Origin of the sequence: Halalkalibaculum sp. DA384, assembly GCF_043951955.1 — a bacterium.
GTDB lineage: Bacteria > Bacteroidota > Rhodothermia > Balneolales > Balneolaceae > JAMQKA01.
In genome coordinates this window covers 1-12030 of the sequence record NZ_JBINJE010000057.1, presented here as the reverse complement: position 1 = coordinate 12030, position 12030 = coordinate 1, and the positions used below count along the sequence as shown (strand labels likewise).

Sequence of the window (12030 nt, the reverse complement as noted above, 5' to 3'; positions counted from 1 at the left end):
CCGGCCGGGAACGAGCTGGTAAGGGGAACATCTACCATTCCCCAGCGGCTTTTTTGGTTCGTTTTTTGGCCGTACAAAAAATGAACAAGGAAGGAGGATAAGGAGCCTGAATGTGAAACAGGAGACTGTTTCCCCAACCGAGGTGTCCCTTTTGTCTTAATACAAAAGGAACCAAAAGATCAAGGCGGTGAATGGGGCACCCGCTGCCGCCTGTGCAGGCGTGGATGTTGATGGTCCGTCCCGCAAGTTGCCCGCTATCAAAACTTTCACCGGCAGGGCATCCACCCCCGCCTGCTTCGGCCTCCGCGCCCCATTCAAGGCCGGGAAAGACCAGGTTGTATATTTTGTAGCTCGCTCCCTCGTCAGACAGCACTTCTTCCGGTATCGGAACAATTGCTTGACACGTTCATACGATTACCCCTTCGAAATTCATCATTTCTAATTCTTAATTCATAATTCCCACCCTCGTAGGGAAATCCCTTATACTCTCCGCTCCCCAAACACTTACATCCATTCCAAGGATCTTATGTCAAGCGCCCGGCCGGTAAATAGCGTAATTAATTATGTACAAGCGTGATATAAAATCACGCAGTCGATAACTGAAAAGCTTGAACAAATGGAGGTTCAACGTTATGAGATTACTAACAAGAAGATCAGAAACGTCCCCGATCGAAGAACTGCGCAGAGAGATGGATCACCTGTTTGACGAAATGGTACCGTTTTCCTGGAAAAGGCAGGCAGAGGGCAATGGTTTCGATGTATGGGCACCCAATACCGACATGGTGGAAACGGAGGGGGAATATATTATCCGTGTGGACCTGCCCGGTATTCCCAGGGAGGATGTCAATATCAGCTTCAAAGACAACCGGCTCACCATCAGCGGCGAACGCAAAAGGGAAGAGAAAGAGGAGAAAGAGAACTATATGCGCCAGGAGCGCTATTACGGCAATTTTGTCCGCTCTTTTACGCTTCCCAATGCAGTCAAAGAAGATGATATCAAGGCCCGGTACATTGATGGCGTGCTGACCATCAATTTAAAGAAAACGGAAGAGAGCAAGCCAAAGACCGTCAAAATCGAGTGACGGCTCATTAGAGTAGAGTTCAGGGAAGGGAGACTCTGAATGAGCTCCTTTCCCATTTCGAGGTTCAACCAAATACGGCGGGGTAACAAGCGAAGGGCGTAGCAACTACCCTCATCTCATTTAATGGCAACAGCCGAACATGAGAAAGGTTCTGCAACGCCTTTTGAAATAATAATGAACAGGATACAGGATATAGAGGAGTGATATTATGACCAGGATCCTAAAAAACAAGGTGGCTATTGTAACGGGTGCAGCCACAGGTATAGGAAGGGCAACAGCCGTGGCGCTGGCGAAAGAGGGTGCAAACATCCTGGTTGCCGATATAAACCAGCAAGAGCTTGCAAAAACGCTGGCGCTGATCGAGCAGGAGGATGTCGATGGCGTGTCGATGAAAACGGATATCGCCCGGCCCGACCAGGTAGACAACATGGTACGGCAGGCGCTAAAGACATTTGGGCGACTGGATATCGCCTGCAATAACGCGGGCATCGGGGGCGCAATGAAATCGACGGCCGAATATACCGAAGAGGAGTGGGACCAGGTCATAAATGTGAACCTGAAAGGCCAGTGGCTCTGCATGAAATATGAAATACCCGCCATGCTCGAAACAGGGGAGGGATCGATCATCAATATCTCCTCTATCCTCGGGAAGGTCGGCTTTGCCCAAGCCGCTGCATACACCGCCTCCAAGCACGGGCTGATCGGCCTGACAAAAACGGCGGCCCTGGAATATGCGGAGGATAAGATCCGCATTAACGCCATTTGCCCCGCATTTATCGATACTCCGATGCTGGAACAGGCGGGAATTACAACCGATGAGGAAACCAAAGAGGCCACCATTGCGCTGCACCCCGTGGGTCGGCTGGGAACACCCGAAGAGATTGCGGAAGCGGTGGTGTGGCTCGCCTCTTCGCGTTCTTCGTTTGTCACCGGTCACGCGCTGATGGTGGACGGCGGCTACACGGCGAGATAAGGCATGAAAGGGAGCGCTGAGGAAGCAGGAATTTTGTCCGGGGTCAATCCCAGAGCGAGTGTGAGACCGCAGGTTGGATCATTGTAAAAATTGTAAAAGAGGAGTTCGTATTCGCAGAAATACCGGGATGGGGCAAATTAAAATTAATGGATTGACAAAGTATACCTAAGAAACATATTGACTAGCTGTAGATGGAGGTCGCATGGAAAGAGATAATGACACCCTGATCAAATGGTTTGCCGACGTCGGTATGGAAGATGTCGGGGAAGTGGGAGGCAAGAACGCCTCGCTCGGAGAGATGCTTAAAAACCTGGTTCCGCTCGGAGTAAATGTGCCGGACGGTTTTGCAACGACTGCCGCAGCCTACCGGCTGTTCCTCGCTGCCAATGACCTGGAAGAGCCGATTCGTAAAGAGATTGAACAGTTCCGAAACGGGGAGGTTAAACTGGAGGAAACGGGACTCGGTATCCGGAAAATGATCGGCAAGGGGATCTTCCCGATACCGCTGGCCGAAAGGTTGAAAGAGGCGTACCGGCAGCTCTCTGAAAAATATGACACTGAACATGCCGATGTGGCGGTACGGAGCAGCGCCACCGCCGAGGATCTGCCGACTGCCAGCTTTGCGGGACTGCAGGAGACCTACCTGAATGTCCGGGGAGAAGATGAGCTGTTGAAAGTGTGCAGGCGCTGCTTCGCATCCCTGTTTACCGACCGTGCGATCTCATATCGCGAGGAGAAAGGATTTGACCATCTGGCCGTAGCTCTCTCCATCGGGGTTCAAAAGATGGTAAAGGCCGACAATTCAGGCTCCGGCGTCATGTTCACCATTGATACCGAGAGCGGATTCCCGAATACCGTCCTCATCAACGCCGCCTGGGGACTGGGAGAGCATGTGGTGCAGGGAACGGTGAATCCGGACCAGTATACCGTGTTTAAGCCGCTGCTCGACCGCCCGGAAAAGGACGTCAAACCGATTCTGCACAAAAAGCTGGGCAGCAAGGAGCAGAAGATGATCTACAGTTCCGAGGAGAACGGGTTGACCAAAAGCGTGGTTACCACGCCCGAAGAGCAGGCCAGTTTTGTTCTGGACGATGAGGAGATTATCCAGCTCGCAAAGTGGGCGGTTACCATAGAAAACCACTACGACCGCCCGATGGATATCGAGTGGGTCAAGGACGAAAAGACCGCCCGGCTTTTTATTGTACAGGCGCGCCCCGAAACGGTCCACTCTGCTGATCAAGGGCCGGTATTCAAGTCCTACTCCATGAAAAAGCACGCCCGGAAACCGGTGCTGACCGGGCAAAGTATCGGCAGTTCAATTGTACACGGCAGCGTCTGCAGGGCAGACCATATTTCGGATCTCCGGAATATGGACCACGGATGTATCCTGGTTACGCAGATGACCGAACCCGACTGGGTGCCGGCCATGAAAAATGTATCCGGCATCATAACGGATTTCGGGGGGCGCACCTGCCACGCCGCCATCGTCAGCAGGGAGCTGGGAATTCCCGCCATTGTGGGGACGAAGACCGGCACCAAGGTCCTTCTCGACGGCATGAAGATTACCCTCTCATGCGCAGAGGGAGAAGAGGGGGCGATCTTTGAAGGATACCTGGATTATGACATCAATGAGATCAACCTTGACCAGGTTCCGGATTGCAAAACGCAGATTATGCTGAACCTGGCAACCCCCGACTCTGCGTTCAAGTGGTGGCGTTTTCCCGTCAGTGGCGTGGGACTGGCGCGGATGGAGTTTATCATCGGCAATCACATCAAGATACACCCGATGGCGCTGGTCCATTTTGACAAGGTGATCCGTGAAAGTGACCGGGAGAAGATCCGCAAGCTGACCAAAGGTTATAAAAAAAAGCAGGACTATTTCGTGGATAGGCTCTCGGAGGGGATCGCCCGGATCGCCGCCTCGCAATACCCCAATCCCGTAATTGTGCGTACCAGCGACTTCAAAACCAACGAGTACGCCGGACTGGTGGGCGGGCAGGCGTTTGAGCCTGACGAGGAGAATCCCATGCTGGGCTGGCGCGGTGCCTCCCGCTACTACAGTGAAAACTACCGGGAAGGCTTTGCCCTGGAATGCCGCGCCCTTCGGAGAGTGCGCGAGGAGATCGGTCTTGAGAATGTTGTAGTCATGATACCGTTCTGCCGCACCCCCGAGGAAGCGGTATGGGTGCTGGACGAGATGAAAGCCAACGGACTGGAGCGGGGCCGGCACGGGTTTGAGGTGTACATGATGTGCGAAATACCCTCCAACTTTATCCTGCTGGAGGAGTTCGCCCGCCACTTCGACGGGTTTTCCATCGGTTCCAATGATCTGACGCAGCTCATCCTGGGCGTCGACCGCGACTCGTCGGACCTGGCGTACCTGTTTGATGAACACAACCCGGCCGTCAAAAAGGCGATATCGGAGATTATCCGCCGCGCCCATGCGGTGAACCGGAAGGTCGGCTTCTGCGGGCAGGCTCCGAGCGATGACCCCGGGTATGCTGCCTTCCTCGTTGAAGCCGGAATCGACTCGATATCCCTGAATCCCGACAGTGTCGTCAACGTGATCCGGTACATATCAGAAGCCGAACAAAAAACATCCCAGCTGCATGTATGACTTCACCGAGAAACAGCTACAGTCACTGACAAACGGGCATCCCCAAAAAAAGTCAACGGGCCTGCGGGGCGTGATCCGCAGGATCAGGGGAAGCGTGCTGGATATCCGTTTTGAAGAGGGGCTGCCCGAAATACAGCACAAGCTTTTGGCGGCCGCCCCGGATGAAGATGCCGCCCCGGTTGTGCTGGAGGTGGTATCGCATCTCGACCATGCAAAAGTGCGCTGCCTGGCCCTGACATCCACCAGGGGACTTTCCCGCGGCACCGAAGTCGTCGATACCGGGGAGCCGGTGAAGGTGCCGGTGGGCAAAGCGCTGCTGGGACGGGCGTTGAATATGTTCGGGGAACCGGTCGATGAGCAACCGCCGGTCAACTCCGCCGTGTGGAGATCGATAGACCAGGCCCCGGTGCCCCTGGCACAGCAGGTCGCATCGCAGGAGATACTGCATACCGGCATCAAGGCGATCGACCTGCTGGCCCCGCTGGAGAAGGGGGGCAAGGCGGGCATGTTCGGGGGAGCGGGCGTCGGTAAAACGGTCCTGATTATGGAGCTTATCCAGAATATGGTGGCACACTACGAGGGCGTCAGCCTGTTTTGCGGTATCGGGGAGCGGTCGCGCGAGGCTGAAGAGCTCTACCGCGAAATCCGCGAAGCCGGCGTGCTCGACAACACCGTGCTGGTGTTCGGGCAGATGAATGAGCCGCCGGGCGCCCGGTTCAGGGTGGGCAAGACCGCCCTCACCATGGCCGAATATTTCCGGGACCAGGAGCGGATGGACATCCTGCTGCTGATCGACAATATTTTTCGATTCGTACAGGCCGGTTCGGAGGTATCGGGACTGATGGGCAAAATTACGTCCCGCATGGGGTACCAGCCCACGCTGGGGTCGGAGCTGGCGGAAATGGAGGAACGGATCTGCAACACCCGCAACGGCTCAATAACCTCGGTGCAGGCGGTCTACGTGCCCGCCGATGATTTTACCGATCCCGCCATCACCCACACCTTTTCGCACCTCTCCTCCTTCATCGTGCTCTCCCGGGAGCGCGCCAGCCACGGTTTCTACCCGGCGGTGGACCTGCTGCAGTCCGGTTCAAAAATGCTTTCACCCACCGTGGTCGGCGAACGGCACTACAAGGTCGCCCGCCAGGTGAAGGAGACGCTGGCCCACTACGACGACCTCAAAGATATTATCGCCATGCTGGGGATGGAGGAGCTTTCGCGTGAGGATCAACAGCTGGTGCACCGGGCCCGCCGGCTGGAACGATTTTTTACGCAGCCGTTTGCGGTAACCGAACGGTTTACCGGCAAGGAGGGCGTTCTCGTGAGTTTGGAAGAGGCCCTTTCCGGGTGCGAAGATATACTGGCCGACCGCTATCCCGAGGCTGAAGAACAGGAATTTTACATGATCGGCAAACTTGATGAGATAAGGAGAAGTTACGGATGAGCGAGAACAGGATGACACTGCGAATATGGACGCCCGATCGACTGGTGCTCCATTCGAAGGCGGATAAAGTGGTGGCAGAGGCCGGGAACGGCTTTTTTGGCCTGTTGCCGCGCCATGTCGACTACCTGGCCGGACTCGTTCCCGGGATACTGACCTACACGAAGGAGCAGGAGGAGCACTATGTGGCGGTAGACAAAGGCATATTGGTGAAATGCGGGCTTGACGTGATGGTCTCCGTCCGCGATGCCGTGGAAGGTAACAACCTGGAAATGCTGGAGAAAGAGGTCCGCGATCGATTCCGGCAGACCGATCGCAAGGAAGAGGAGATCAGCATGGCGATGAACCAGCTGGAGGCGGACTTTATTCGTCGCTTTGTGGAGATGAATGAACAGCGAAACAGGAGCTGACAATGGGCAAAAAGGCTGACAGCGAGCGCGAGGAGTTCGCCCTGAAGGTGGCGGAAAAGTCAGACCGCAGGGCAAAAGCGCAGCAGGAGAAAAAGCGGGGCATCTGGTTCGGGCTCGGCATGTTCGGGCTGGTGGGCTGGTCGGTAACCGTGCCTGCATTGCTGTTGCTGGCGCTCGGCGTCTGGATCGACCAAACCTGGGAATCCGGCTACTCCTGGACGCTGATGCTGCTCGTGCTGGGCGTCGGCCTCGGCTGCATGAACGCGTGGTACTGGATCAAAAAAGAAAGTGAAAACGGGGAGGAAACAATAAACGCTTAATCCGGACAATCAAACCATGTCACCAATTGAAATTCCCAACTCTACACCGCCCTTGCGATTCCTGAGCCGTCCGGCAAAATGCAGCGAAGGCGTGACGAAAGAACCCCTGCAGTAGAAACAATGAAAAGCAGGACGTGTCGAAAAGCATTACCCGGAGGAAGGGCAATCCCGGGGAATATCTGGGGTTCTTTTTAGTCGCAGCGAAATGTCGCCAGGCGAAGGAATCCTCCGGCGGCGGTTTTTTGGGTTCGTTTTTTGTCCGCACAAAAAATGAACAGAGAAAGACGAGATAAAAATCCAAAAAAAGCAACAACCAAAAACCTACAAAACCATGAGCAATCTCCTTTACTTGATACCGGCACTGATCGCGGGCAGCGTGTTGGGCTACGGGTACTTTTACGGGTTGTGGTGGACTGTCCGGCAGATGACCACTCGTCGGGACCCCTACCGGGTGCTGCTGCTAAGCTTCGTCATACGGTCGCTGGCGGTGATGGGGGGATTCTACCTGTTGCTGTTGTCGGGATGGCCGATGCTGGCAACCGGACTCCTCGGATTTATCCTCACCCGCTTTTTCGTAGTGCGAAAATGGGGACTGGCTGATCTCAATACAAACCAGACACTTGAGAAAACCGATGGAATTTAATCCCGACAATATTATATACTTCGAATGGGCATTTATCCAGATCAACGCCACACTGGTATATACCTGGGTCGTGATCGTTCTGCTTGCAATGGGAGCCCGGCTGGTGACCGCCCGCATCGATCCCGGGGCCGGGACCTCGATCAGCCGCTGGCAGCACCTGCTGGAGGCGACTGTGACGCTGATCCGCGAACAGATCCGGGAAGCCAGCCGGCAGCAGCCAGACCGTTACCTGCCGTTTATCGGCACCCTTTTCCTGTTTATCGTGGTCTCCAACATGATCGATGTAGTCCCCGGGGTTACCGCGCCGACCGCCTCCCTCTCAACGGCGTCCGCGCTGGCTACCCTCGTGTTCTTTGCCGTCCCGGTCTTCGGGATCATGCGGCAGGGGATCAAAGGATATCTCCGCCAATATATCAAGCCGACTCCCTTTATGCTGCCGTTCAATATTATCGGGGAGATCTCCCGCACCGTAGCCCTGGCGATACGGCTGTTCGGCAACATCATGAGCGGCAGCCTGATTGTCGCCATCCTGCTCAGCCTGGCACCTCTCTTCTTTCCGGTCGCCATGCAGGCGTTCGGCTTGCTGATCGGCGTCATACAGGCCTATGTCTTTGCCATCCTGGCGCTGGTCTATATCGCCTCCGGGCAGAGGGCGGGCCCGGAATCAGCGTCAAGTCAAAGTTCAAGAGAATTGCAATCATCTTCATCCACATTAAAAAATAGAAATAACGACAACCAGTCAGAGGTTTAACCATGGACGCTATAACAACCATCGGAATGATATCGATTATCGTATCGGGTGCTACAATCGCAGTTGGATCAATAGGCCCCGCCCTGGGAGAAGGAAAAGCCCTGGCCCAGGCCCTGACCGCTATCGCCCAGCAACCCGACGAATCGGCCACCATCACGCGGACGCTGTTCGTTGGACTGGCGATGGTGGAGTCAACCGCCATCTACTGTTTTGTAGTGGCGCTTATCCTGATATTTGCGAACCCGTTTTGGGATTATGTTATCAACATGGCGGGGGGCTGATATGCAGATCGACGGCTTCACATTCGTTGCACAGATCGTCAATTTTTTGATTCTGCTGGTTCTGCTGAGGCGATTTCTGTATCGGCCGATTATCGCGGCGATGGACCGGAGGGAGGAGGAAATGGCCGGTCGTTTGGAAGAGGCGCGTCTCAAGATGGTGGAAGCCCGCGAAAAGGAGTCGGAATACCAGCAGAAGCTGAGGGACCTTGATCGCGAAAAGGAAAACATGTTGCAACAGGCAAAAGAGGAGGTAGAGCAGAAAAAGCAGCAGATGACCGCGGAAGTGCGCAATGAAGTGGAGGCGATGCAGCGCCGGTGGACAGAAGCGCTGGAAGGAGAGCAACAGGCCTTCTTTCAGGAACTGCAGGCCGAAGCCGGAGACCGGATTATAGAACTGGTGCGGGAGATCCTGGCTGACCTGTCGACAAGGGATCTTGAGAAGCAGGTGGTAGAGCTTTTTATCGGGGAACTGGCCTCGATCGGGAGGGAGGAGAGCAAAAAGCTGGTCATCTCGGCCCTCGACTACGGGGAGGGACTGGTTCTTGTGAAGAGCAGTTTTGAAGTCGCAGAAACGCAAAAACAACAGATCGTGGAGATCCTGCAGGAGAAAGTGGCCGCGCACGTGGAAACCCGTTTCGAAGTATCGCCCCAGCTGGGCTTCGGCATTGAAATACGGGCCGGCGGGTGGCGGGCCGGCTGGAATCTAAACAGTTACATAGCCCGCCTGCGCGACGGCATGGAAGAGGCATTTCGTCAAAACACGCAGGAAAAGATCCAGTAAACCGAAATCCAAAAACCAACAACCAATGCCCCAAAACTACTCAACCATCATCCGGTCCACTTTCGACCTGATACAGGAGCAGATCGGGAAGAGCCCGCAGGGACTGCGGTTTGACGAAACAGGGACCGTCCTGAATACCGGGGAAGGCATCGCCGTGGTCGATGGACTCCCCACCGTAAAAGCCGATGAGCTGCTGGCCTTTCCCCACGGCGTCATGGGGATGGCATACAACCTGGACGAGAAAGAGGTCGGGGTCATCCTGCTGGACGAAGGAGAGGCGATACAGGCAGGAGATGAGGTCCGCCGCACACGGCGCGTGCTCGACCTTCCGGTGGGAGAGCAGCTGTTGGGCCGGGTGCTCGATCCGCTCGGACGGCCGCTCGATGACAAGGGTCCCATCTACTCTCGCACACGGCTGCCTGTGGAGCGCCCGGCGCCGCCAATTATGCACCGCGCAAAAGTGGAGACACCGCTGCAGACCGGCATAAAGACGATCGATGCCCTGATTCCGATCGGCAGGGGACAGCGGGAGCTGATCCTGGGCGACCGCCAAACCGGCAAGACCGCCATCGCAGTGGATACGATCATCAACCAGCGCGACAAAGATGTCATCTGCATCTACTGCGCCATCGGCAAGCAGAATGCGGCAATAGCCAAGGTGATCGCCGACCTGGAGGGGGCTGGTGCGATGGACTACTCCATTGTGGTCTCCGCCAGCGCGGATACGCCGGCCGGTATCCAGTTTGTAGCCCCCTACGCCGCTACGAGTATCGGGGAATACTTTATGGAGCGGGGCCGCGACGTGCTGGTGGTGTATGACGACCTGACCTGGCACGCGCGCGCCTACCGCCAGCTGGCGCTGCTGCTGCGCCGCCCGCCTGGACGGGAGGCATACCCGGGCGATATCTTCTACATCCACGCCCGGCTGCTGGAACGGGCGACCCCGCTGAAAGAGGAGCACGGCGGCGGCTCCCTTACGGCGTTTCCGATCATCGAGACCCAGTCCCAGAACATGTCGGCCTTCATCCCCACAAACCTGATCTCCATAACTGACGGCCAGATCTATCTCTCTCCCCAGCTTTTCCAGCGGGACATCCTGCCGGCGATCGACATCGGGCTCTCGGTCTCGCGGGTCGGCGGCGCGGCCCAGCTTCCCTATTACCGCCACCTGTCGAAGAACCTTAAGCTATCCTACTCCCAGTTCCAGGAGCTGGAGACCTTTTCGCGCTTCAGCGCCCGCATGGACGAGTCTTCCCGCAAGATCATCGAGCGGGGGCGGAGGGTGCGGGAGGTGATAAAGCAGCCGCAATACAGTCCGATGACCGTAACGGAACAGGTCGCCGAGCTGCTGGCGGTGAATGAGGGCGTGCTGGACGACATTGCGCTGGATGACATCCCGGAAGCCAAACGGATGATACGGGCCGCCGCAAACAGGGAGCTGGAGAGGGTGGCCGGCCGCATCGAGCGCGGAGAGCACCTGCAGGATGAAGACCGTGAACAGCTGCTGCGGGTGGCGAAAGAGGCGACAGACTCGCTGATTCATCGCGAAAAGAAGGAGGCCGATTATGCAGCGGATTGAAGCAGTCAAGCGAAAAATAAAAAGCTCAAAAGACCTGCTCTCTATCGTAAAGACGATGAAAGTGCTGGCGGCCGTCAGCATCCGGCAGTACGAGGAAGCCGCCGGGGCGGTCCGCCAGTATTTCGACACCGTGGAACGGGGATTGCAGATCCTGTTTCGGAAGCACCGGGGACTGATGGAGGAAGCGCTCCACAGCACCGAAAAGCAGTCGGTCATGATCATATTTGGTTCCGGGCAGCCGATGTGCGGGCAGTTTAACCAGGTGCTGGCCTCCTACGTCAAAGAGCGCCTGGAGGAGGGGCTGGAAGATCCGCCGTCAAAAATGGTAACCATGGGCTACCGGATCGCCTCGACACTCCAAAACCACGGGTTGGAGCCGGACAAGATCGTTGAGGTGCCGAACTCGGTTTCCGCCATCAGCGAGCGGGTAGAGGAGCTGGTGCTGATGCTGGAGCGCTGGTATACGGGAGACCGCTACCAGAAGATCATCCTTTTCAACAACCGGCCCGTCTCGCAATCCAGCTTCATCCCGGTGCGGCACCAGGTGTTGCCTATCGATCGCGACTGGCTGGAGTCGATACAAAGTCGGCCGTGGCCCACCAACCAGCTGCCGACCTACTCCATGGCCTCCGAAGAGCTGCTCTCCCAGCTGCTGCGGCAATATATCTTTGTCTCGATATACAAGTCATTCGCCGAATCTCTCTCCAGCGAGCAGGGGAGCCGGCTGGAATCGATGCAGGTAGCCGAACAGAAGATCGAAGAACACCTATCAACACTGAACAGGGACTACCATCAAAAAAGACAGAGCGACATCACCGAAGAGATCATCGACATCATGGCGGGATTTGAAGTACTTTCAGCCGAAGAAACTCCATAAGGACCGGTGTCCCTTTTGGCTTGACCCAAAAGGAACCAAAAACTCAAGAAGAATTTAACTCCTCGGGGCGGAGTTCGTTTGTTGCCGCTGTTTAGGTTCATCGCCCGCCCCTCGTCAGACAGAAATTCTTCCGGTCTTGGGCATGGTGCTATAACCCGTTTATACGAGCTCCCCCTTCGAAATTCTTCATTTTTCATTCCTCACTGAACATCCCCCTGCACCCCCTTCGAACATCATTTACCGCTTTTCCATCATAACTGCCACAAGGGGGAACC

The 12030-nt window shown here is 55.9% G+C and carries 12 protein-coding genes; all 12 read left to right on the top strand.

Features of this window, described 5'->3' with window-relative positions; all coding sequences use genetic code 11:
* Positions 1-632: 632 nt before the first annotated feature.
* The 12 genes from ACG2E4_RS17840 (at position 633) to ACG2E4_RS17785 (ending at position 11755) form a co-directional block, all read left to right on the top strand.
* Entirely contained in the window at positions 633-1082 is a 450-nt protein-coding gene (locus ACG2E4_RS17840) for an Hsp20/alpha crystallin family protein (RefSeq protein WP_395277436.1), read from the top strand.
* Between the two features lie 208 nt (positions 1083-1290).
* Positions 1291-2055 carry a glucose 1-dehydrogenase gene (locus ACG2E4_RS17835; RefSeq protein ID WP_395277435.1) on the top strand — a complete coding sequence of 255 codons (765 nt, stop codon included), beginning with the start codon at positions 1291-1293 and terminating at the stop codon, positions 2053-2055.
* Positions 2056-2257: 202 nt separating this feature from the next.
* The gene (gene ppsA / locus ACG2E4_RS17830; protein WP_395277434.1) at positions 2258-4672 is read left to right on the top strand and encodes a phosphoenolpyruvate synthase; all 2415 of its coding nucleotides are present in this window, start codon (positions 2258-2260) and stop codon (positions 4670-4672) included.
* A complete protein-coding gene (atpD, locus tag ACG2E4_RS17825; protein ID WP_395277433.1) occupies positions 4665-6116 on the top strand; it encodes a F0F1 ATP synthase subunit beta in 1452 nt (483 codons plus the stop codon). The genes ppsA and atpD overlap by 8 nt, the downstream gene beginning before the upstream one ends.
* Positions 6113-6523, top strand: coding sequence for a F0F1 ATP synthase subunit epsilon (locus ACG2E4_RS17820; protein WP_395262429.1), 411 nt, complete (start codon positions 6113-6115; stop codon positions 6521-6523). The genes atpD and ACG2E4_RS17820 overlap by 4 nt, the downstream gene beginning before the upstream one ends.
* 2 nt (positions 6524-6525) lie before the next feature.
* Positions 6526-6843, top strand: coding sequence for an AtpZ/AtpI family protein (locus ACG2E4_RS17815; protein ID WP_395262428.1), 318 nt, complete (start codon positions 6526-6528; stop codon positions 6841-6843).
* 331 nt (positions 6844-7174) lie between these two features.
* Positions 7175-7486 carry an ATP synthase subunit I gene (locus tag ACG2E4_RS17810; RefSeq protein WP_395262427.1) on the top strand — a complete coding sequence of 104 codons (312 nt, stop codon included), beginning with the start codon at positions 7175-7177 and terminating at the stop codon, positions 7484-7486.
* On the top strand, positions 7476-8237 hold the full coding sequence (locus tag ACG2E4_RS17805) for a F0F1 ATP synthase subunit A (protein ID WP_395277432.1): 762 nt from the start codon (positions 7476-7478) through the stop codon (positions 8235-8237). Before ACG2E4_RS17810 ends, ACG2E4_RS17805 begins: the two co-directional genes overlap by 11 nt.
* Before the next feature lie 2 nt (positions 8238-8239).
* The gene (locus ACG2E4_RS17800) at positions 8240-8518 is read left to right on the top strand and encodes a F0F1 ATP synthase subunit C (protein ID WP_395262425.1); all 279 of its coding nucleotides are present in this window, start codon (positions 8240-8242) and stop codon (positions 8516-8518) included.
* The gene (locus ACG2E4_RS17795; protein WP_395262424.1) at positions 8493-9299 is read left to right on the top strand and encodes a hypothetical protein; all 807 of its coding nucleotides are present in this window, start codon (positions 8493-8495) and stop codon (positions 9297-9299) included. Before ACG2E4_RS17800 ends, ACG2E4_RS17795 begins: the two co-directional genes overlap by 26 nt.
* Before the next feature lie 25 nt (positions 9300-9324).
* Complete coding sequence (locus ACG2E4_RS17790) at positions 9325-10878, top strand: alternate F1F0 ATPase, F1 subunit alpha (protein ID WP_395277431.1); 1554 nt, start codon at positions 9325-9327, stop codon at positions 10876-10878.
* Complete coding sequence (locus tag ACG2E4_RS17785) at positions 10865-11755, top strand: F0F1 ATP synthase subunit gamma (protein ID WP_395277430.1); 891 nt, start codon at positions 10865-10867, stop codon at positions 11753-11755. The genes ACG2E4_RS17790 and ACG2E4_RS17785 overlap by 14 nt, the downstream gene beginning before the upstream one ends.
* Positions 11756-12030: the final 275 nt, after the last annotated feature.